19 protein-coding genes are annotated in these 21,577 nt (G+C 73.3%); 6 read left to right on the top strand and 13 right to left on the bottom strand.

The genetic code is table 11. The features are described 5' to 3' along the window. Positions 1 to 34 precede the first annotated feature (34 nt). The 3 genes from OG711_RS35080 to OG711_RS35070 are packed head-to-tail and all read right to left on the bottom strand — an operon-like array spanning position 35 to position 3,399. Positions 35 to 568, bottom strand: coding sequence for a flavin reductase family protein (locus OG711_RS35080; protein WP_323181456.1), 534 nt, complete (start codon positions 566 to 568; stop codon positions 35 to 37). Beyond that, positions 565 to 1,833: a cation:proton antiporter gene (locus OG711_RS35075; protein WP_329562681.1), complete on the bottom strand. Its 1,269-nt coding sequence runs from the start codon at positions 1,831 to 1,833 to the stop codon at positions 565 to 567. The genes OG711_RS35080 and OG711_RS35075 overlap by 4 nt, the downstream gene beginning before the upstream one ends. A 24-nt stretch (positions 1,834 to 1,857) precedes the next feature. Then, positions 1,858 to 3,399 carry a tryptophan halogenase family protein gene (locus OG711_RS35070; RefSeq protein ID WP_329562679.1) on the bottom strand — a complete coding sequence of 514 codons (1,542 nt, stop codon included), beginning with the start codon at positions 3,397 to 3,399 and terminating at the stop codon, positions 1,858 to 1,860. Between the two features lie 488 nt (positions 3,400 to 3,887). Here OG711_RS35070 and OG711_RS35065 point away from each other — a divergent pair, with 488 nt between their 5' ends. The 4 genes from OG711_RS35065 to OG711_RS35050 all read left to right on the top strand — a co-directional run bounded on the left by OG711_RS35065 (position 3,888) and on the right by OG711_RS35050 (position 7,762). Further along, positions 3,888 to 5,192, top strand: a complete 1,305-nt coding sequence (locus tag OG711_RS35065) for an MFS transporter (protein ID WP_329562677.1) — start codon at positions 3,888 to 3,890, stop codon at positions 5,190 to 5,192. An 86-nt stretch (positions 5,193 to 5,278) separates the two neighbouring features. Continuing rightward, the gene (locus OG711_RS35060; RefSeq protein ID WP_073788987.1) at positions 5,279 to 5,647 is read left to right on the top strand and encodes a BlaI/MecI/CopY family transcriptional regulator; all 369 of its coding nucleotides are present in this window, start codon (positions 5,279 to 5,281) and stop codon (positions 5,645 to 5,647) included. Then, entirely contained in the window at positions 5,644 to 6,555 is a 912-nt protein-coding gene (locus tag OG711_RS35055; RefSeq protein ID WP_329562674.1) for a M56 family metallopeptidase, read from the top strand. Before OG711_RS35060 ends, OG711_RS35055 begins: the two co-directional genes overlap by 4 nt. A 181-nt stretch (positions 6,556 to 6,736) precedes the next feature. Next, entirely contained in the window at positions 6,737 to 7,762 is a 1,026-nt protein-coding gene (locus OG711_RS35050) for a C40 family peptidase (protein ID WP_329562672.1), read from the top strand. 830 nt (positions 7,763 to 8,592) lie between these two features. Here the strand turns inward: OG711_RS35050 and OG711_RS35045 are convergent. From OG711_RS35045 to OG711_RS35035, 3 genes are all read right to left on the bottom strand, one after another. Continuing rightward, complete coding sequence (locus OG711_RS35045; RefSeq protein WP_329562670.1) at positions 8,593 to 8,793, bottom strand: hypothetical protein; 201 nt, start codon at positions 8,791 to 8,793, stop codon at positions 8,593 to 8,595. Between the two features lie 254 nt (positions 8,794 to 9,047). Next, the gene (locus OG711_RS35040; protein ID WP_329562668.1) at positions 9,048 to 9,737 is read right to left on the bottom strand and encodes an enoyl-CoA hydratase/isomerase family protein; all 690 of its coding nucleotides are present in this window, start codon (positions 9,735 to 9,737) and stop codon (positions 9,048 to 9,050) included. 63 nt (positions 9,738 to 9,800) lie between these two features. Continuing rightward, positions 9,801 to 10,379 carry a TetR/AcrR family transcriptional regulator gene (locus tag OG711_RS35035; RefSeq protein WP_073788999.1) on the bottom strand — a complete coding sequence of 193 codons (579 nt, stop codon included), beginning with the start codon at positions 10,377 to 10,379 and terminating at the stop codon, positions 9,801 to 9,803. A gap of 69 nt (positions 10,380 to 10,448) precedes the next feature. Between OG711_RS35035 and OG711_RS35030 the strand changes: the two genes are divergently transcribed. Then, on the top strand, positions 10,449 to 11,039 hold the full coding sequence (locus OG711_RS35030; RefSeq protein WP_329562665.1) for a dihydrofolate reductase family protein: 591 nt from the start codon (positions 10,449 to 10,451) through the stop codon (positions 11,037 to 11,039). A gap of 67 nt (positions 11,040 to 11,106) precedes the next feature. Here OG711_RS35030 and OG711_RS35025 read toward each other — a convergent pair whose 3' ends face one another. Continuing rightward, the gene (locus OG711_RS35025) at positions 11,107 to 12,288 is read right to left on the bottom strand and encodes a PucR family transcriptional regulator (RefSeq protein WP_329562663.1); all 1,182 of its coding nucleotides are present in this window, start codon (positions 12,286 to 12,288) and stop codon (positions 11,107 to 11,109) included. 305 nt (positions 12,289 to 12,593) lie between these two features. Between OG711_RS35025 and OG711_RS35020 the strand changes: the two genes are divergently transcribed. Next, entirely contained in the window at positions 12,594 to 13,799 is a 1,206-nt protein-coding gene (locus OG711_RS35020; protein WP_329562661.1) for an amidohydrolase, read from the top strand. A gap of 597 nt (positions 13,800 to 14,396) precedes the next feature. Here the strand turns inward: OG711_RS35020 and aroC are convergent. The 6 genes from aroC to OG711_RS34990 form a co-directional block, all read right to left on the bottom strand. Beyond that, positions 14,397 to 15,626, bottom strand: coding sequence for a chorismate synthase (aroC, locus tag OG711_RS35015; RefSeq protein ID WP_329562659.1), 1,230 nt, complete (start codon positions 15,624 to 15,626; stop codon positions 14,397 to 14,399). 71 nt (positions 15,627 to 15,697) lie between these two features. Next, entirely contained in the window at positions 15,698 to 16,486 is a 789-nt protein-coding gene (locus OG711_RS35010; protein WP_329562657.1) for a sulfite exporter TauE/SafE family protein, read from the bottom strand. Next, positions 16,483 to 17,646 carry a zinc-binding dehydrogenase gene (locus tag OG711_RS35005; RefSeq protein WP_266517875.1) on the bottom strand — a complete coding sequence of 388 codons (1,164 nt, stop codon included), beginning with the start codon at positions 17,644 to 17,646 and terminating at the stop codon, positions 16,483 to 16,485. The genes OG711_RS35010 and OG711_RS35005 overlap by 4 nt, the downstream gene beginning before the upstream one ends. Before the next feature lie 8 nt (positions 17,647 to 17,654). Next, positions 17,655 to 18,566, bottom strand: a complete 912-nt coding sequence (locus tag OG711_RS35000) for an ABC transporter permease (protein ID WP_073789014.1) — start codon at positions 18,564 to 18,566, stop codon at positions 17,655 to 17,657. Positions 18,567 to 18,577: 11 nt separating this feature from the next. Then, the gene (locus OG711_RS34995; protein WP_266512119.1) at positions 18,578 to 19,720 is read right to left on the bottom strand and encodes an ABC transporter permease; all 1,143 of its coding nucleotides are present in this window, start codon (positions 19,718 to 19,720) and stop codon (positions 18,578 to 18,580) included. Next, complete coding sequence (locus OG711_RS34990) at positions 19,717 to 21,576, bottom strand: ABC transporter ATP-binding protein (RefSeq protein ID WP_329562654.1); 1,860 nt, start codon at positions 21,574 to 21,576, stop codon at positions 19,717 to 19,719. Before OG711_RS34990 ends, OG711_RS34995 begins: the two co-directional genes overlap by 4 nt. Position 21,577 lies beyond the last annotated feature (1 nt).

Raw genomic sequence — 21,577 nt, 5'->3', positions numbered from 1 at the left:
GGGGCCGTCCAGGTAGCCGTCCAGGAGACGGCCGTCAGGGGGCCACCCACGAGACGGTGTCCACGTCGGGCAGGGGCCACGCGGCGTACCGGCGCAGCCCGTACAGCAGGGGTCGCGGCGGGCTCCTGTGGTGGACCGCGGTCACCTCCCCGAACACCACGGCGTGGCTGCCGACCACCTGGTGCCCGCTTACCTCGCAGTCCGCGACGGTGTGCGCGTCCTCGACCAGATGCGGCCCGCCGCCCGTCACCGGGTACTCCCAGCGGACCTGGTCGAACCGGTGGGGCGCCCCGGACGCGAACAGTTCGGCGGTGGCGCGGGCCCCGTCGTGGAGCAGGTTCACCGCGAAGGCGCTCCGGCGGAGCATCGCGTCCAGGGTGGGGCTGCCGGTGCGCACGCAGACCAGAAGGGTGGGCGGGGCGAGCGACACCGCGCACACGGAGGAGCACGTCATGCCCCACGGGCGCCCGCCGTCGGGGTCCGTGGCCGTGAGGACGGCGACACCGCTGGGGAACCCGGCCATCAGGGCGCGGAACCGGGTCGGGGTGATCTCTGGGGACAGTTTCACGGAACACCGCCTGTTCGCACGAGCGGCTCCCGGGAGGCCGCGTGGTGGTCGATGAGGGAGAGCAGCGGTCCGGTCAGGACGGTGGTGACGAGCGCCATGACCAGCATCGCGAGGAACAGCCCCGGGGTGAGGATGCCCGCCGCCCAGCCCACCTGGAGGACCACGATCTCGGTGAGTCCGCGGGTGTTGACCAGGACGCCGACCCGCAGCGCGGTCCGGCGGTCCTCCCCCGCCCACAGCGCGCCGAGGTATCCGCCGCCGACCTTGCCGACGATCGCCAGCGCGGTGCACAGCAGGGTCGCGGACCAGGGCAGCGAGCCCGCCGATTCGGTGAACAGGGTGATCCCGGTGCCGACGAAGAACACCGGGAGCAGCACCCGGCCGACCCGGGCGACGACGGCGACCGCCCGGGTCCAGGGGCCGTCGGGGTCATGGGGGACCATGACGCCCGCGAGGAACGCGCCGAGGACGGCGGTGAGTCCCGCGCCGTGGGCCCCGGTCGCCGCCAGCAGCGCGAGCCCGCCGAGCAGCACGGCGGCGGCCGTGGGGCGGCGGGCGGCGGCCGCCGTGATCCGGGGGCGGGCGAGTGCGCGGCGGCCTCCGTGCGCCAGCAGCAGCCCGACGCCGAGCGCGGCGAACGCCCCGGCCACCCCCCACAGTCCCCCGGCGGCCAGCCCCAGCGCGACGGCCAGCAGCAGCCACGCCACGGTGTCCAGCAGGATCGCGGACATCAGGGCGAGCGGCGCGGCCCGGCCGAGCCCGGGCCCGCGTTCGTCGATGACACAGGCGAGGACGGGCACCGCCGTCACGCTCATCGCCACGGGCAGCATCACCAGCAGCGCGGGCAGCGCCGCCGTACCGGCCAGGCCCGGCGGGCCGAGCCACAGCACCCAGCCGGCGAACAGCAGCCCGGTCAGCAGCGGCAGCAGGAACACCCCGGCGCTCACCCGGCCGAGGGCCCGGTTCGCCGGACCGGCCGGGCCGTGCCGCAGCCCGTGGACGACACCGACGAGGAACAGCACCAGCCCCGCCTCACCGACCCGGGCCAGCGGGACGGCGAGATGGTCCGGCAGCAGCCGGTCGAAGCCCGGTCCCCCGAGCAGGGCGAGCAGGGCGGGCCCGGCGCACAGGCCGACCAGTATCTCCCCGATCACCAGCGGCAGCCGCAGCCACCGCGCGACGGCCCGCCCGGTCAGCGCGACCAGGCCGAGGGCCCCGAGCAGGGCGGTCAGATGCAGTACTGACCACAGCAGATCGATCGTCATCGCCACGGCTCCGGCCGCCGCCGCTCAGCGGAACTGGGCGAAGTACGCGTACTGGCTGGGCAGTGTGCGCCGAAGATCCTCGGCCTGGGTGGCCAGCAGCCGGAACTCCCGCTGCGCGGCGGACGGGTCGAGCATGCGCAGCGCGGGTGAGGGTTTCAGCGGGATTCCGCCGAGCCCGAGCACCATGCACACATAGGAATAGGCCTCGAAGCCGTGATAGTGCGGATACACGGATTCCGGGTGCGGGAGTTTCGTCCGCCACTGTTCGACGCGTTCGGCGAGGGAGTCCGGGATCTTCCGGGTCTTGGTGTCCCGCCAGTACTCGTTGTCGGCGCGGGCGGCACCGTAGTAGTGCAGGACGAGGAATTCCCGGACGCCGTCCATGCAGCGGTTGACGAGCGTGTTGTACGCGCTGCGCAGGGCGGGGTCCCAGTCCGCGTCGGGGAAATGCTTCACCAGTTGCTCGATGGCGTGCTGGATGAAGAAGATCCCGGTGGATTCCAGTGGTTCGACGAATCCGGAGGACAGTCCGACGGCGACGCAGTTGTTCACCCAGGAGCGCCGGCTGCGGCCGATCCGCATCCGGATGTGGTTGGCCTCCAGATCGTCGGCGGCGGGGCCGACGAACCGGCGCAGGGTGCGCTCGGCCTCCTCGGGGGTGCAGTAGTCGCGGGCGTAGACGTAGCCCGTGCCGACCCTGCCGAACAGCGGGATGGTCCAGATCCAGCCCGCGGCCTGCGCGGTGGAGGTGGTGCAGGGGCGCAGCCCCTCGCGTTCCATGTCGACGGGTACCCGCAGCGCGACGGCGCTGTCGTTGGGGAGGGTGTCCTGGTACGACTCGAACGGCTCGTCCAGGGCGTCGTTGATGAGCAGCCCGCGGAAGCCGGTGCAGTCGACGAAGAGGTCCCCGGCCAGGTCACCGCTGCTCCGGGTGGCGACATGGCTGATCCAGCCGCGCTCGTCCCGGGCGACGTGGACCACGTCGTCCACCACGTGCCGCACCCCGCGCGCGACGGCGTAGTCCCGCAGGAAGTCGGCGAGCAGCGCGGCGTCGAAGTGGTACGCGTACGGGAACTGGGTGCCCTGTTCGGCGAGTGTGCTGCGGCCCGCGGGGCGGTCGGTGAGGTCCCCCTCGAACAGCGCGCCGTCCATGTGGCGGGGCGAGCGCATCGTGTCGCACAGGGTGCCGACGAGGAAGCACTCCTTGTCGAACCGTTCGGTGGCGCCGCCGTCGGCCAGCCACCAGTCGGGGAGGGTGAACCCGTCCACCACCCGCTGCCGTTCGAAGGGATGGTAGAAGTGGTGGCCCGGTGCCCGCCAGTTCTCGAAGCGGATACCGAGTTTGTAGGTGGCATTGCACGCGGGCATCCATGTCTCCTCGGAAAGCCCGAGGTATTCGAAGAAATGCCGCACGGTGCTGAAGGTCGCCTCACCGACGCCGATGGTCCCGACCCGGGCGGATTCCACCACCGTGACGGATATCCGCTCGCCGAACGCGGCGCTCAGATAGGAGGCCGTCATCCAGCCCGATGTTCCGCCACCGACGACAACGATGCTCTCCAGCATGGACAACCTCCGGGAACGGTCTCCGGTTCGAGACACGGACGGGCGGGGGCGACGCAGTGGGAATTCACGACGGCCGCCCCTGCTAATGTCCTCGGAAGGCTAGGCGCAGCGGTCGCCGCGCGGGGTCCCGGCGCCGGGCGGGAGCGCGTGAACCATGCGCACGCGCGGGCTGGAACCGCGCCCGACCGGGCACGCCGCGAAGTGACCCGCACACCCGGTGGTCGCGCTGAGGGGGTGCGCACGGTACGCCGGGGCACCCGTCCGCGCTCCGCGCGCGCTCCGTCCGCCGCGAAGTCACGCCGGCCGTACCGGTGCTGGTGCTGGTGCCGGTGCCCGGACCCGTACCGACGCCCGCGCCCGTGCCCTGGCCTATGTTCCTGCCGATGTCGCGGCCGTCGGCGTAACCGGCTCCGGGTGCGGGGCGTTGGTGCGGTATGTCTACCAGTCACGCTCCGTCGCCGCCGTCCTCCCGGAGCGGGACGCCGTCCATGCTGCGGCTCGCGACGGCCTCGCTCGCCGGGACCGCCGTCGAGTTCTACGACTTCTTCATCTACGGCACGGCCGCCGCGCTGGTGCTGGGGCCGCTGTTCTTCCCGTCGTTCTCCCCGCTGGCCGGGACCATCGCCGCGTTCGCCACGTTCGGCGTGGGTTTCGTGGCCCGGCCCCTCGGATCGGTGCTGTTCGGCCATGTCGGGGACCGGTACGGGCGGCGGCCCGTGCTGTTCGCGTCGCTGCTGCTGACCGGGGTCGCGACGGTCGCCGTGGGATGCGTGCCGACCTACGCGTCGATCGGGATGGCGGCGCCCCTGCTGCTGCTGGTGCTGCGGTTCGTCCAGGGCATCGGACTGGGCGGTGAGTGGGGCGGCGCGGTGCTGCTGACCGCCGAGCACGCCCCCGCCGGTCGGCGCGGGCTGTGGGGCAGCTTCCCGCAGATGGGTCCCCCGCTGGGGTTCCTGCTGGCGAACGGCATGATGCTGCTGCTGACGGCCACCCTCACCGACGCGCAGTTCAACTCCTGGGGCTGGCGGGTGCCGTTCTGGGCGGCCGGAATCCTCGCCGCGGGCGGTCTGCTGCTGCGCTCCTCCCTCGCGGAGACCCCCCAGTTCAAGGCCCTCAGCGAGAGCGGGGAACGGGCCGCCGCGCCCGTCGCCGAGGTGCTGCGCGGCCACTGGCGGCTGGTGCTGCTGACCGCCGGCGCCCTGTCCAGCGGATACGCGGTGTTCTACTCGGTGTCGACCTGGGCGCTCGCGTACGGGACCGAGGTGATCGGGGTGAGTCCCACGCTGATGCTGCTCTGTGTGATGGTCCCGGTGGCGGTGAAGGGGCTGCTGACGCCGGTGGCCGCGCTGCTGAGCGACCGGTTCGGACGGCGTCCGCTGTGCCTGGCGGGCAGCGCGCTCGCCGTGGTGTGGATGTTCCCGCTGGTCGCGCTGCTGAGCACGGGGGAACCCGTGCTGATGTCCCTGGGGTTCATGGTGGCGCTGATCGCGTTCGTCACGATGTTCGCGGTGATCGCCGCGTATCTCCCGGAGCTGTACGAACCCCGGGTGCGGTGCACGGGCGCCGCCGTCGGCTACAACCTAGCCGGGGTGCTGGGCGGCGCGGTCACCCCGATCGTGGCGACCGCGCTGTCCGGCGGCGGCCGACCGCCCTGGGGTGTCGCCGGGTGGCTGACCGGGGTCGCCGTGCTGAGCCTGTGCTGCTTCGCCGCGCTGCCGGAGACCCGGCCCCGGCCCACGGAGGCGAAGGACGCCGGACGGCCCGGGGAGGAGGAGCAGCCCGCCCGGGTGTGAGCCGACGCCGGGTGCGCGGACCGCCGGCCGGCCCCCACGGCCTACTATTGGCCTGCGTTCGCGCGGTGTCGGAGGAGGAGCAGAGGATGCGTCGGCTGGGGGATCTGGAGGCGGAGATCATGGACCGCCTGTGGCGCTGGGAGCGCCCGGCGACGGTCCGGGAGGTCGTGGACGACATCAACAAGCGGCGTCCGCTGGCGTACACCACCGTGATGACGGTGGCGAACATCCTCTACAACAAGGGCTGGCTGCTGCGCGCGAAGGAGGGCCGGGCGTGGGTGTACACCCCGGTCCGCAGCCGTGAGGAGTACGCGGCGGCGCTGATGGAGGACGCCCTGGGCGCCAGCGAGGACCGCCCGGTGGCCCTCGCGCACTTCGTGGAGCAGATGAGCCCCGAGGAGGTCGGCGCGCTGCGCAAGGCGCTGCGCGCGGCCGGGCGGCAGGACCGCGCGTGAGCACGGCCCCCGCGCTGTTCGGCTACGCGGCGGCCGTCGGGGTACTCGCGCCCGTCCCCCTGTTGCGGGCCCGCTGGCCGCACCGCGCCCCGGCGCTGGCGCTCGCCGTCTGGCAGGCGCTCACCCTGTCGTTCCTCGTGTCGCTGGCGCTGGCCGTCTACGACGTCGTGGTGCCCGCCGGTCATCTGCACACGGAGATCGTGGGGCTGCTGCACAGTTGCGGGGTCGGTGACCCGGCGGCCGTCCCGGCGGCCTCGGTGGCGGCGCGGCTCGCGATGGCGGCGCCCGGCGCGGTCGTGGGTACGGTCGCGCTGGCCGTCGCGGTGGAGGTGCTGCGGGGTCGGCGGGCGCGGTCCCGGCACCGGGCGGTGCTGGACATCGTGGGACGCCGCTCGCGGCGGCTCGGCGCGACGGTGCTCGACCATGACCGGCCCGCCGCGTACTGCCTGCCCGGCCGCGGCCCCCGGGTCGTGGTCAGCGCGGGCGCCCTGCGGCTGCTGTCGGACGACCAGCTCGACGCGGTCCTGCTGCACGAGCGCGCCCACATCACGGGGCGCCATCATCTGGTGCTCGCCGCGGCCGGCGGGTTCGCCCGGGTGTTCCGGTGGCTCCCACTGGCCCGGCACGGCCAGGAACAGACCGCGGTCCTGCTGGAGATGATCGCCGACGACCACGCGCTGCGCCGTCAGCCCGGGGATGTCCTGGCGGCGGCGATGTACGGGATGGCGACGGCGACCGCCCCGGCGGGCGCGTTCGCGGTGGGCGGCCCCACCGCCCTGCTCCGGCTGCGGCGCGTGCTCGCCCCGCGCCACCGACCCCCGTTCGTCCTGCGGACGGGCCTGGCCGCGGCCGCGGCAGCGGTCGTGCTCCTCCCGCTGGCGATGGGCTGTCTGCACGGCGTCGGCTGACGCCCGTACCCGGCCGCGTACCCGGTCCCCCGCCGCTCCCGCGTATCCGGTGCCCGGGATTGTGGGCCGAACTACGAATCTACTAAGTTGTTGACGATATCGACGTCACAACCCCACCGGCACGTGCGGCGGACGCCCGCCCCGGCGTCCGCCGCCCCGGTGAGCGAAGGAGTGGTCCGCCATGGGGACGCACCGCCGACCGAAGCCGCCGAGCCGTCCCCGGCTCGCCGTCCTGGCCGCGACGGCCGGGACCGTCTCGCTGCTGCCCACCCAGGGGCAGGCCGCGCCGAAGCCCTCCCTCGACGAGGTACGCCAGCAGGTGGCCGCGCTCTACGAGGAGGCCGAGGCGCCGACGGAGGAGTACAACGCGATCCTGGAACGGAAGGCGAAACTCCAGAAGGAGGCCAACGCGGCCCACCGCCGGATGGCCGACCAGCAGGCCGAGGTCGACGAACTGCGGGCGCGGATGGGGCCCATGGCGGCGGCCCAGTACCGCAGCGGCGGGGTCGACCCGACGCTCGGACTGTTCCTGTCGGCGGACCCCGACAGCTATCTCGACCGGGCCCAGGCGCTGGACCGCATGAGCGCGCGCCAGGCCACCGAGCTCACCGCCCTGGAGTCCAAGCGCCGCGAGCTCGCCCGAACACGCGCCGAGGCGGGACGGAAGGTGGGCGCGGCGGAGAAGGCGCGCGAGCGCCTGAGCGGCAAGAAGGAGGAGATCCAGGGCAAGTTGGGTGCGGCGCGGAAGCTGCTCAACAGCCTCACGGCCGAGCAGCGGACCGAGATGCGGGAGGCGGAGAAGAAGGAGGACAAGGCCGCGGGCAACAGCGACAAGCCCGCGGCGTACCAGGGCTCGGCGAGCGGCCGCGCCCGCGACGCGGTCCGCTTCGCGTACGCGCAGCTCGGCAAGCCGTACGAGTGGGGGTCGACCGGCCCGGACTCCTTCGACTGCTCGGGGCTCACGGGAACGGCGTGGCGCACGGCCGGGGTCTCACTGCCGCGCACGGTCATCCAGCAGTACTCGGCCGGTCGCCAGGTCGCACGGGAGGACCTCCAGCCGGGCGACATCATCTACTGGTACAACAACACCCAGCACAACGGGATGTACGTGGGCGACGGGAAGGCGATCCACGCGCCCCGCACGGGCAAGAACGTCGAGCTCACCCCACTGGACTCGATGCCGTACTTCGCCGCCACCCGCCCCTGACCCGGGGTGCATCCGGTCTCACCGACGATCGGAGGCATCGAAGGGGCTCCGGCCGGGCACCACTCGTGCGCCGGGCACGTTGATCGGCTGGAGCCGCCGGACCGACTCACGAGTGAGCGCGACATCGGCAGTGCCACCCTCGGGATGCGGATCACGACCTCCGGTCGCGTTGGCGATCGAGATGGTCGATCAGTTTCACCTCGCTGCGGCGCAGTCGAACACGCTCGTCCGCAGGCAGGGATCCCAGCGCGTCGACGAGGACACGCGTTCGGGGAATCCGGACCATCGCAGCGGAGTAGATCCGGCACCCGGAACACCATGCCAAGCCGACGCACCGCTCGAACATCGAGGACTCAGGCTCATGGAGACGGAACTGGTAGGAGCGGACGGGTGTCCCGCAGGCAGCGCAGCTTCGGCGATCGCCGTGGCTGACCGTGTCCCAGGTCGCGACCTTGACCCAGCGCTGCCGCCCGGTCGGTGCTCTTCAAGTCGTCATGCCCAGCATTCTCTCCCATGGCGACCACCAGATGGTTCTGTGCACTGCCCGAAGAGGCTCCCGCTGCTGAAGAATCTGACACATTCGCTGGACGAAACCGCTGACAAGTCACCTGGACGACCATCAAAGCCGCAGGTCAGCGCGGCACCAAGCGGCAAGCCGAAGCGGAACCCACCGGACGCGGCGCAGGTGCCGATCGGAGATGTCACCGGCCAACCGATCTTTCGTCGACTCGCCGGTCGGCACGCTCTGTGCGGTCGTCGCTGAGCCAGGACCGTTTGCGGCGTCCGCTCAGCAACGCACAGAGAGCAGCGATGTCGGACGGCGCGGCCGTTCAGCGGTGCCGCACCCACACGTTCGGCTCCACCAGCACGCCCTGGTCAGTCGCGCGGTCGATCACGAGGGGAGCAAGGGCCCCCGGGACCACATAGCTACCGGAGGCCGGAAGGGCGAACCCGACCCACTTCTCCCAGTCGGCGACCGAACCCTTCATCGTCATGGAACGCTCGGCGGAACGCAGCACGCGGGCGCCCATCCGATGGTGGGTCCTCAACCACGGGTCCGACGGAGCGCCGTCCGCCCGCGCATTCGACTACTAAACTACTTAGCAATAGTATGACTCAGGCACCGCGCACACCGGGTGGTCCGCCCGTGCGCCGCCCCCTCGGCGCCGACAGGAAGGCGGGCGGGCGCCCGGTGCGCGGTGCCGCCGGGTGGCGGGCGGGTGCCGTCGGGCGCGCGGCATCCGGCTGCCCACCCGGGCACCCGGGTGCCGTCGGCCATGTCACGTCACGCGGGCCGGGCGTCCGGTGCGAGGCGGACGCCCTTCTCCGCCAGGGCCGTCAAAACCGGTGCGTACATACGGGACTTGATGGTGGCGAGCGAGGCTCCCGCCTTGGCCAGCTGGGCGCGGGCCAGGTCGACGGCCGTGCCGCGCAGCGTGTCCGCGTCGGCCACCCGGTCCACGATCCCGGTGGCGAGGGCGTCATGGCCTCCGTAGCGGCGGGCGGTGACCATCGCCTCATGGGCGGTGCGCGGGTCCAGACGGGCCTGGATCAGCGCGGACATGCCCGCGGTGAACGGGATCCCCAGGTCGGCCTCGGGCAGGCACCAGTAGCCCCGGTCCGCGCGCATCACCCGGAGGTCGTGCGCCAGCGAGAACATCGCCCCCGCCGCGAAGGTGTGCCCCTGGAGCGCGGCCACGGTGACCATCGGCAGGGTCAGCACCCGGGCGAGGAGCGCCTGGACATCGGCGACGAAGGCGTCGGCGCGGTCCGGGTGGGCGAGGAACCAGTCGAGGTCCAGGCCGTTCGACCAGAACCGGCCGCGCGCCGTGGTCACCAGGGCGCGCGGGCCGTCGGCCCGCTCGGCCTCGTCAAGAAGGGCGTCGACCTCGGCGGCCCAGTCGGGGTGGAAGCGGTTCTCGGTGTCCCCGAGGTCGAGGACGAAGACGCCGTCCTGGCGGTCAAGGGTGGGCATGGCGCTGCTCCTTCAGGGTCGGGGCGCGGACGGGTCCGGGGGCCGGGGCGCGCGGGGGTCCGGTCAGTCCGTCCGTACGATCCGCTCGACCGCCGCCGTGACGAGCGCGTCGCGCTCCTCCTCGGAGAACACGCCCGGGAGCGTGAGCTGTTCGACGATGAGCCAGTTGAGGGCGAGATACAGCAGCCGTACGGCGGTGGCGTCGCCGGGCAGCCCCGACTGCTCGTGATAGGCGACATTGGCGGCGACGTCCGCGCTGACCCGTTCGGTCAGGATCGCCCGCAGAGCGGGCCGCCGGGTCGCCTCCAGCCGCAGCTCCAGCAGGGCGAGATAGCCGGTACGGAAGGAGCTGACACGGCCGACGAGTTCACGCATGAGTTCCGCGTAGGTCTCCCGGTCCCGGCTCGCGGTGCGGTGCCGCGTGATCGTCGCCTCGTCCGGCTGGAGGCGTTCATAGACCCGGGCGCCCGCCTGGGTCAGCAGATCGTCGCGGTTGGTGAAGTAGTTGGACGCCGTTCCGGTGGGGACGGCGGCCGCCACGTCGACCGCCCGGAAGGTGAGCCCGCGGGCACCCTCGCCGGCCAGTACCTCGATCGCCGCGTCCACGAGGGCGGCTCGTCGCTCGTCGTTCCTGCGCGCCATTGACATCACTCCATATGTAGTACTACATTCCCACCACTACAAACATAGTACTGCACAACGGGGAGCCTCTTGCGCAAGCTCGTGTACTACATCGCCGCGTCCCTCGACGGCCGGATCGCCGGTCCGAAGGGCGAGTTCGGCTTCTTCCCCACAGGGGACGCCCAGCAGTCCGCCGCGTACGCGGGCTGGGTCAACTCCCGGCTGCCGGAGACCGTCCCGACCGCCATGCGGGAACCCGCCGGTGTCGCGGACGTACCCCCCGCCCGCTTCGACACCGTGCTGATGGGACACGGCACCTACCGCGACGCGCTCGCGCTCGGCGCCCCGAGCCCGTACGCCCATCTGCGGCAGTACGTCGTCTCCCGCACCCTCGGCGCCGCCCCCGATCCCGCCGTGACGGTGGTGGACGGCGACCCGGTCGGCTTCGTCCGCGCGCTCAAGCGCGAGCGGGGGCGGGACATCTGGCTGTGCGGTGGCGGCAAGCTCGCGGGCGCGCTGCTGCCGGAGATCGACGAACTGATCCTCAAGAGCTACCCCGTGGTCGCCGGGGCCGGGGTCACGCTGTTCGACGGGGGCTTCGACCCGACGCCGTTCCTGGCCGCCGACCGCGAGGTGTTCCCCAACGGGGTGAGCGTCACCTGGTACACCGCCCGGCGGTAGCGGCCCGGTACGGTACGCGCCCTGCGCGGTACGACGCGGTGCGCGTCCGGTGCGGCGGCGCACGGGTTCACACCGGGCGCCGGGTGCCGTCCTCGCGCAGGACGGACAGCAGTTCACGGGCGGTCAGCGCGGCCTGGAGGCGCAGCGTGACCTCGGGGTCCAGGGGATCGGCGTCGAGGAGTTCACGGATCTGGCCCACCCGGTAGCCGACGGAGTTGCGGTGCAGATGCAGCAGTTCCGCGACGGCGGCGCGGCTGCCCTTGGTCGCGAGCCAGGCGCTGAGGGTGTGCACCCATTCCTCGCGCTCCAGGATCGGGCCCAGATGCTGTTCCACGAACGCCTGGAGGCGCTCCGGCGAGACCCCGAACAGCAGTTGGGCGAGCCCCAGCGAGGCGAACCGCAGCTCCACCTCCCCCGGCCGGCGGCGCAGCAGTCCGAGGACGGTCTCGGCGTCCCGGAAGGAACGGGCCGTCTCACGGACGTCCGAGACGACCGGGCCCGCCGCCGCCAGCACCGGGAACTCGCCGACCATGCCCTGGAGGCGGACCCTGATCCGGGTGATCTCCCGGTCCATGTGCCCGGCGAGCACCGCGAGGCCGAACCGGCCCTCCTGACGGACCGGCATCTCCAGCCACGACAGGGCCGTGGACCAGGTCCGCTGATTGGGGCCCGCGTACGCGAAGACGACCGCCGCGTGGGGCTGGTCCAGCCGCAGACCGAAGCGGGCGGCGGTGCGTACGACCTCGGTGTGGTTGCGCAGCGCGCCGTAGCGCAGCTCGTCGATGAGCCGTCCGCCGGTCTCGGTGGTGGCGGCGGCGACCGCGTCACGGCGTATCGCCTCGATGGCCACGGCGGTCGAGGCCGCACGCAGGACCACCTCGTCGTCCGGGTCGGCGGGGGACCGGGCGCCGCCCAGCAGCAGGACGCCCACCCGGCGCTCACCCGCGCGGACCGCTCGCGCGCTGGCGTGCCAGCCGGTCTCGCAGGTGACGGGGACCACCCCGTCCTCGGCGAAGACCCGGGCGACACCCACCGGGGTCATCGCGGTGGCGCCGTCGTCGGTGGCGGCGAGCACCCCGCCGTGCACCCCGATCAGCCGGACGGGACGCCCGGTGTGCTGGGCGATCGCCCGCAGGACCGCGGACCAGCCGTCGCCGGACAGGGCGAGGGTGTTGAGCCGGCGTTCGAACACCTCGGCCCCGCCGGGGGTGCGGGCGGGGCGGACCGGTCTCCCGATTGTCTGGTTCATGTCGCTCCACACTGTTCGGACGACGGATCGTCCGGCCGCTCGACACGGTGTCCCTGTCCATGGATGACGCCCACGGTCCAGGATGTCCCCCATAGGCCCCATACGGTGAAATCCCCGCATCGGCCATATCGGTACCGGGAACGTATCTCGTTGCGATCGTCCGCTCTACCCCCTCCACCTCTCCAATCGCGCGAACGCCCGGCCCGGGTACGTCCACCGGAGCGCCGCTGACGCGGGGCTGTCCGGCGGAAGTCGTCCCGTCCCGGGTATCGCATGGTTCCGGCCACCCGTGGCACGATGCGCGAATGCTGACGAACCATGGGATACCCGGTGATTCCGCCGACACGGCACGGGTCAAGTCCGCCGCGCGGGCCGCCGTCGACCGCGCGACGGACGAGCTGGTCGCGCTGAGCCACCGGCTCCACGCGCACCCCGAGCTGGGCTTCGAGGAGGAGCGGGCGTGCGGCTGGCTGGGGGACGTCCTCACCGCGCACGGGTTCACGGTCACGGCGGGTGTCTGCGAGCTGCCGACCGCGTTCGTCGCCGAGCGCGGGAGCGGTCCGCTGGTGATCGGGATCTGCGCCGAGTACGACGCGCTGCCGGGCCTCGGGCACGCCTGCGGGCACAACGTGATCGCCTCCGCCGCGGTGGCCGCCGCCCTCGCGCTCGGGGCGGTCGCCGACGAGATCGGGTTGACGGTACGGGTGTTCGGTACCCCCGCCGAGGAGAACGGCGGCGGCAAGGTCCTGATGCTGGAGCGGGGCGCCTTCACGGGCGTCCACGCGGCGATGATGGTCCACCCCGCGCCCCGGGAGCGGCTCGATCCGGTGTGCCTGGCGCGGGCGCAGCTCGGGGTGCGCTACGAGGGGCGGGCGGCCCACGCGTCCGCGTGTCCCGAGGACGGGCTCAACGCGGCGGACGCGCTGACCGTGGCACAGGTCGCGATCGGGCTGCTGCGCCAGCACATGACGCCCGACCAGCGGGTGCACGGGATCGTCACGACCGGGGGGCAGGTGCCCAATGTGATCCCCGAGCTGACGGAGGCCGCGTTCTATGTACGGGCCGCGACGCTGGACGGGGTCGGCGCGCTGGAGCGGCGGGTGCGGGCGTGCTTCGAGGCGGGCGCGGTGGCGACGGGGACCCGGTTGACGATCGGGTCCGACTCCCCCACGTACGCGCACTTCCGTCATGATCCTGTTCTCCTTCGTGCGTACGAGCGCAACGCGGTGGCCCTGGGGCGGGTCTTCCCGCCGGTCACCGCGGAGGACGACCGGCAGGCCGGGTCCACGGACATGGCGAACGTGTCGCTCGCCGTGCCCGCGATCCAGCCGCTGGTGTCCATCGGGTCCGGGACGGTGGGGCTGCACCAGGCGGGGTTCGCGGCGGTGGCCGCGGGGGCGGCGGCGGATCGGGCTGTGGTGGAAGGGGGGCTCGCGATGGCTTGGGCGGGGATCGATGTGGCGCGGGCGGTGGCCTCGGGCGGCGGCGTGGGGGTCCTCGGTTCCCCCTGACCCGTTCCGCGCGGGGCCGGTTCCGGTGGGTCCGGTCGTGGGGTGCGTGTTCCGGTGGGTCCGGGTCTCGGGTGCGTGTTCCGGTGGGTCCGGGTGTCGGGTGCGTGTTCCGGCGGGTGCCGTTGTCGGGTGCGCCCCTTCGGGGCGATCCTGGGCGTCGGACGGGACCTCCACGTCTGTACGGGGATTCGCGCAGTTCCCCGCGCCCCTGTCGGGGCACCCTGCCTGAGCCTGTCCGGTCCGTGAGCCTTCCGGCAGGTGCCACTCTCGGGTGCGCCCCTTCGGGGCGATTCTGGGCGTCGGACGGGACCTCCACGGCTGTACGGGGATTCGCGCAGTTCCCCGCGCCCCTTTGGGGCACCCCGCCCGGGCTTGTCCGGTCCGTGTGCCTTCCGGCGGGTGCCGCTGTCGGGTGCGCCCCTTCGGGGCGATCCTGGGCGTCGGACGGGACCTCCACGGCTGTACGGGGATTCGCGCAGTTCCCCGCGCCCCTGTCGGGGCACCCCGCCTGGGCTTGTCCAGACGGGGCCTGTTCCGGCGGGTGCCGCTGTTGGGTGCGTCCCTTCGGGGCACCCCGCCGGGTCCTGGTGGGTTCGGTCAAGGGGCTGTTGTCACCTTTGCCTCGGTCAGGTAGGACTCGACGTTTCTGCGGGTCTCCGTGACGCTGTCGCCGCCGAACTTCTCCAGGACCGCGTCCGCGAGGACCAGTGCCACCATGGCCTCGGCGACCACGCCGGTCGCGGGGACGGCGCACACGTCGCTGCGCTGGGCGATCGCCTTGGCGGGGTCCCCCGTGCTCACGTCCACCGTGGACAACGGTCGGGACAGGGTCGAGATGGGCTTCATCGCGGCGCGCACCCGCAGCGTCTCGCCCGTGGTCATGCCGCCCTCGATCCCGCCGGTCCGTTCGGTGATCCGGCGGACCGCGAGCCGCCCCGGGTCGCCGCCGGCCACGCCCTCGATCTCGTCGTGCGCGAGCGAACCCCGGCGGGACGCCGTGGTGAAGCCGTCGCCCACCTCGACGCCCTTGATGGCCTGGATGCCCATCAGGGCGGCGGCGAGCCGGGAGTCCAGCCGGCGGTCCCAGTGGACATGGCTGCCGAGGCCCGGCGGCAGCCCGTGGACGACGACCTCGACAACACCGCCGAGGGTGTCGGCGTCCTTGTGGGCGGCGTCGATCTCCGCGTCCATCGCGGCCGAGGTCGCCGGGTCGAGGCAGCGCACCGGATCGGCGTCAACGGCGTCGCGGGCGCCCCGGACCGGGACCAGTCCGTCCGGGAGGGCCACCGAACCGATCCGGACCACGTGGCTCAGGACCTCCGCGTCGAGGACCTGGGTGAGGAACGCGCGGGCCACCTCGCCGAGCACGACCCGGGCGGCGGTCTCTCGGGCGCTGGCCCGTTCCAGCACCGGACGGATGTCGTCGAAGCCGTACTTCTGCATCCCGGCGAGGTCGGCGTGGCCGGGCCGGGGGCGGGTCAGCGGGGCGGAGCGGCCCCGGTCGGGGAACCGGCCCGGTTCGTCGTAGCGGCGGCCGTCGGCGTCCGCGGGGTCCGGGGACATCACCTCCGACCACTTGGACCACTCGGTGTTGGCGACGCGCACGGCGACGGGGCCGCCCATCGTCCGTCCGTGCCGGACGCCTCCGTTGATCTCGACCTGGTCGCGTTCCAGGCGCATCCGCGCGCCGCGGCCCTTGCCGAGACGGCGTCGGGCGAGCGCGTCCGCGAGGTCGTCCGTCGTGATGCCCACTCCCGCGGGCATCCCTTCCAGTACCGCGGTCAGCGCGGGTCCGTGGGACTCCCCCGCAGTCAGCCAGCGCAGCATGTTCCCAGCCTTTCGTCGTCGTTCGTCCGTCGTGCGTGGGGGCACGGGGTCCGGCCCCGGGCCCGGTCCGTTCACCGCATGAGCAGCGTCACCCCCGCCACCGTCCCGACCGTGACGACCACCGCGCGCAGCACGGCGGGGCTCACCCGGCGGCCGAGCGCGGCGCCGAGGAGCGCGCCGGGGACGGAACCGGCGGCGATCAGCGCCACCGGCAGCCAGGCCACGTCCGCGGTGAGTGCGAACAGCACCGCGGCGATCAGGTTGACCAGTGCCTGGAGGAGGTTCTTGAGGCCGTTGAGCTGCCGCAGGTCGTCGTCCAGCGCGATCGCGAGCGCGGCGAGCAGCAGTACGCCCTGGGCGGCGCCGAAGTAGCCGCCGTACACGCTGACGGCGAGGACGGCGGCGGGCAGGGCGCGTCCCGTGGTGCGCGGGGGCCGGGTGGCGAGCGTCCCGGGGGCGTGGGCGTGCCGCGCCAGGCGGGCGGCGACGAGGCGGGTGAGCCGGGGCTGAAGGGCCATCAGCAGTGCGGCGAGCAGCACCAGTGCGGGGACGACGGCGCCGAAGGTGTCGGCGGGCAGGGCGAGGAGCAGCAGGGCGCCGGTGAGTCCGCCGAGGACCGCGGCGGCGCCGAGCGGCAGCAACCGGTGCCGCTGGGCGGCGAGTTCGCGGCGGCAGCCGTAGACGGCGCTGAGGGAACCGGGGGCCAGGCCGATGGTGTTGGAGACGTTCGCGACGACGGGCGGGTGGCCGAGGGCGACCAGTACGGGGAAGGTGAGCAGGGACCCGGAGCCGACGACGGTGTTGAGCGTGCCGGCCGCCAGTCCGGCGGCCAGCACGAGGACGATCTCGAACGCGGTCACGGGACGGTGGCCACTTCCACGGCCGTCGCGGTGGAGCGGGTAGCGGACGGGCGGCCGTGCGGGACGGGCGCGGGGCGGGGGGCGGCGCGGGTGGTGCGGGCGGCCGGGCCGGGATGGGTGTCGCCGGGGACGAGGACGACCTTGCCCATGGTGGCGCCGCTCTCCAGGCGGTGGTGCGCGGCGGCGGCCCCGGCGAGCGGGAGCAGGGTGTCGACGACGGGTTCGAGGTCGCCCTCGACCCCGCCGCCGTCCCCGAAGCAGAAGTCGATCATCGCGCCGAAGTCGGCGTACCCGCACGATCCGGCGCCGAGCAGGGTGATGCCCCGGTGGAAGGCGTGCGGCAGGTCGAACTCCGCGGTGCTGCCGGTGGTGTCGCCGCAGAACACGAGGCGTCCGCGCAGCCGCAGGGCGTGCAGGGAGGGCTGGAAGAGGGCGGGCCCGATGTGGTCGAGGACGAGGTCGACCCCGGCGCCCCCGGTGGCCTCGTGGGCGCGAGCGGCGATGTCCTCGGTGCGGTTGTTGATGACGACATGGGCGCCGACGTCCCGCATATGGTCGAGCTTGGTGTCGGAGCCGGAGGTGACGAGGACCCGGGCGCCGATCCGGCGGGCGATATGGACGGCGGCCATGCTCACCCCGCTGCCGCCGCCGTGGACCAGGACGCTCTCGCCCGCGCGCAGTTCACCGCGGACGACGAGCGCCTGCCAGGCCATGCCGTACGCGGTGGGCAGCGAGGCGGCGGCGACATGACCGGTGCCGGGCGGCAGGAGATGGGTGTGGGTGGCGGGTACGGCGACGAGTTCCGCGTAGCCGCCGGGGCGGTTGCCGCCGATGATCCGGACCCGGCCGCAGTAGGCGTCGTTCCCTGCGGCGCAGTCACCGCAGTCGCCGCAGGCGATGGTCGGGTTGACGACGACGCGGTCCCCGACGGCGCGGCCGGTGGTGCCGGGGCCGAGGGCGACGATGTCGCCGGAGACGTCCATGCCGGGGATGTGCGGCAGCCGGAAGCCGGGCAGGACGCCGGGGCCGCGCCGCTGGATCAGGTCGAGGCGGTTGACCCCGGCGGCGCGGACGGCGACGAGCACCTCGCCCGGGGCGGGTTCGGGGTCGGGCAGGGTGCGGAGCTCAAGGGTCTGAGGTCCGCCGTGGCGGGTGTGCATCACGGCTTTCACACGGTCCCCCGGACGAACGGCCGGCCGAGCGCGCCGGGGGCCCGGTGGCTCTTGGCGAAGAACATCATGGCGAGCAGGGCGAGCACATAGGGTGCGGCGATCAGGAGTTGGGCGTTGAGCTGGAGGCCGAGCGCGGGCAGCGCGAGCCGCATGGCGTCGGCGGCGCCGAAGACGAGACAGCCGGTGAGGGTGCCCCGCAGCGTCCAGCCGCCGAAGATGACGGCGGCGATGACGACGAAGCCGCGGCCCGCGGTCATGTTCTGGTTGAACATGCCCACCTCCCCGACGGCGAGGTAGGCGCCGCCGAGTCCGGAGAGCAGCCCGCAGATGAGCAGGGCCTGGCGGCGGCGCTTGCGGACGTCGATACCGGTGACGTCGGCCGACCGGGGGTTCTCCCCGGCGGCCCGCAGTTCCAGGCCGAAGCGGCTGCGCTGCACCAGCCACCAGACGAACGGGACCAGGGCGACCAGCAGATACACGGGCCAGCGATGGCTGAACAGGACGGGTCCGAGCAGCGGGAGGTCGGAGAGGAAGGGGATGTCGACGGCTCCGACCTGCTGGTTCTTGTCGAGGTCGACGGAGTCGAGGAGGAAGCTCGTCAGACCGAGCACCAGCGCGCTCAGCACCAGGCCGACGACGTAGGTGTTGACGCCGAGCCGGTGGCTGAACTGGGCGTGCACGAAGCCGACGAGCAGTCCGGCGGCCATCCCGAACAGCAGTCCGGTGGCGGCGGAGCCGGTGACGGTGGCGCCGAGGACGGCGCTGAAGGCGCCGCCGAGCATCATGGCCTCGACGGAGATGTTGATGGTTCCGGCGCGTTCGGCGATGTACTCGCCGCAGGCGGCGAAGGCCAGGGGCACGGTGAGCCGTACGGCGCTGGCGAGGACCACGGAGGACTCGTCGATCATGGTGCCTCCTCTCAGGCTTCCTTGGTGCGGGCCGGGACACGCCGCCGGATCTCCGCGACGGCCGTCGGGAAGACGACGGCGAGGACGAGCAGCGCGGTGACGACGGCGACGATGTAGCGGGGGATGCCGGTCGCGGCGAGGAAGCCGCCGCCGGCGCGCAGCGCCCCGAAGAAGAAGGCGACGGGGACGGCGTGCAGCGGGTTGTCCTTGGCGACGAGGGCGACGAGGAGTCCGTCGAAGCCGACGTTCCCGGCGAAGCCGTCCTGCATGCGGTAGCCGCTGCCGGTGAGCATCACCCCGCCCGCGGCCCCGGCGAAGGCGCCGGAGGCGAGGAGCGCGCCGCCGCCGACGACGACGGCGCCGACCCCGGCGCGGTGGGCGGTGCGGGCGTTGAGTCCGAGGAGCCGGATCCGGAAGCCCCAGCGGGTGCGGGTCAGCGCGAAGTACACGGCGACCGCGAGGACGACGGCGAGGAAGATCCCGGCACCGATGTTGAAGCCGGGGAACTCGCCGAAGCGCGGCAGCCACACCGATTCCCGGAGCATGTCGGACTGGGAGGTGGTGGTCTGGCCGGGGACGGCGGTCTCCCGCAGCAGATAGTCCCGGTTGACGGCGAACGACACGACCTGGTTGGCGACGAAGATCAGCAGCAGGGTGCTGATGACGACGTCGACCCCGCGCCAGTAGTGGAGGAGGGCGGCGACGCCGGCCCACAGGGCGCCGCCGAGCGCGGCGCACAGCAGGATCATCGGCAGGACGAACCAGCCGGGGCCGGGCATGAAGAGCCCGACGCCCGCGCCGAGCGCGGCGCCGATGACGACCTGTCCCTCCTGGCCGATGTTGAAGATCCCGGCGCGGGCGGCGATGACGGAGCCGACGGCGACGAGCAGCAGCGGGGCGGCCTGGTCGACGCTCTGGCCGAGGGCCGCGCCGCTGCCGAGGCTGCCGTCGAACATCGCGACGGCGGCGTCCTTGGGGGACTTGCCGACGACGGCGACGAGGATCGCGGCGATCCCGAAGGCGGCGGAGAGGGAGAGGACGTACAGCGCGGGGGTGCGCAGCCGCTCCGTGAGCGGTGGGCGCGGTGGGGGCGCGGGTGGTCCGGGCGCGCCCGCCGCGCTGTTCGCGCGGGGCGCCTGGAGGAGTCCGGTCATGCGGTCTGGCCTCCCATCATCAGGCCGAGGCGTTCGATGTCGACGTCGGCGCGGTCCATCCCGCCGACGACCGTGCCGCGGTGGATGACCGCGATCCGGTGGGAGAGGGTGAGGATCTCGCTGAGCTCGGTGGACAGCAGCAGGATCGCGATACCGCCGCGGGCCGCCTCGTGCAGCCGCTCGGTCATGTACTCGATGGCCCCGATGTCGAGCCCGCGGGTGGGCTGGGCCGCGACGAGCACCCGGGGCCGGGCGGAGAGTTCCCGGGCGAGGACGACCTTCTGCTGATTGCCGCCGGACAGCAGCCGCATCGGGGTGTCGGGCGACGGAGTGGCGATCTCGAACCGCTCGATGAGTTCGCGGGCCCGGGCGACGAGTCGGCGTCTGCTGAGCAGTCCGCGCCGGGTCACGGTCCGCAGGTCGGCCAGTACGAGGTTCTCGGCGACGCTCATGTCGAGGACGCATCCGGAGGCGTGCCGGTCCTCGGGGATGACGCCGATCCCGGCGTCGTGCATGGCGCCGGGGCGGCCCGCGGGCACGGTGGTGCCGTCGACCTCGACGCTGCCGGAGGTGAGCGGCAGCAGACTGGAGAACAGCTCACCGACGGCTGCCTGTCCGTTGCCCTCGACCCCGGCGATGCCGAGGATCTCCCCGGCCCGCAGTTCGAGGGAGAGTCCGCGCAGCAGCGGTATCCGTTCGGGGCCGACCGCGTGGGCGTCGCGGACCCGCAGGAGCACACCCGTGGCGGCGGGGTGCGGTGGGCCGGCCGATCCGGGCCCCGGGTCGGCGTCCGCCCGCCGGGGCGCGGGGACGGCGGGCAGGGGTGAGCCGTACGCGGCTCCGGTACGGCTCACCCCCGGCCCGTCGCCCGAGCCGGACTCCCCCGCCCCGCCGGACGCCGTGTCCGCCGTGCCGGACTCCCCCGACGCGGCGGTCGGAGCGGTCCCAGGGGTGGCGGCCGGGGTGGCCGAAGTAGCGGGCAAGGCCGCCGGGGTGGCGGCCGGGGTGGCCGCCGGGGCCTCGGTGTCCGGTTCCTCGCGGACCTCGACGGGTGAGCCTCCGGCCGGTTCGGTGCGGCCGGGTTCGATGAGGGCGTCCAGCGCGCCGACGGCGGTGGCCGCCGTCCACTTGGACAGTTCCCGGCCCACCATCTCGCGGGCGAGGGAGCGTTCGTCGGTCCCGGCGGTGGTGCGCCGGGCCACGACGCGGCCCTGGCGCATGATGGTGACCCGGTCGGTGGCGTGGACGATCTCGTCCAGCTTGTGGCTGATGAGGATCACCGCCTTGCCCTGGTCGGCCGCCGCCCGGCGCAGCACGGTGAACAGGTCCCGTGACTCCTCCAGGGTGAGTACCGAGGTCGGCTCGTCGAGGACCAGCACATCAGGGTCCCGGCGCAGGCACTTGACGATCTCCACCCGCTGGCGTTCCCCGGTGGACAGGTCCTCCACCCGGGCGTCGGGGTCGACGGCCAGTCCGTAGCGCTCCCCGACCTCGCGGACCGCCGCGCGTACCCGGTCGCGGTCCACCCGGCCCCGGTCACCGAGGGCGATGTTCTCCCAGATGGTGAGGGGGCCGACGAGGCTGAAGTGCTGGTGGACCATGGCGATACCGCGGGCGGCGGCGGTGAGCGGGTCGGTGATGTCCTCGTCCCGGCCGCGCAGCAGGACCCGTCCGGAGTCCGGGACGACCAGGCCCAGCAGGATCTTCATCAGGGTGCTCTTGCCCGCGCCGTTCTCACCGAGGAGACCGTGGATCTCCCCGGCGGCCACGCTCAGATCGACCTCGCCGCAGGCGCGGACGGACCCGAAGTGCTTGGAGATGCCGAGCATCTGGAGCACGGGCACGTCCGCGGCCATG

The sequence above is a fragment of the Streptomyces uncialis genome, assembly GCF_036250755.1.
Taxonomy (GTDB): Bacteria; Actinomycetota; Actinomycetes; order Streptomycetales; family Streptomycetaceae; genus Streptomyces; species Streptomyces uncialis.
The sequence above is the reverse complement of the archived record's forward strand: the minus strand, read 5'-3'. Positions and strand labels throughout refer to the sequence as shown.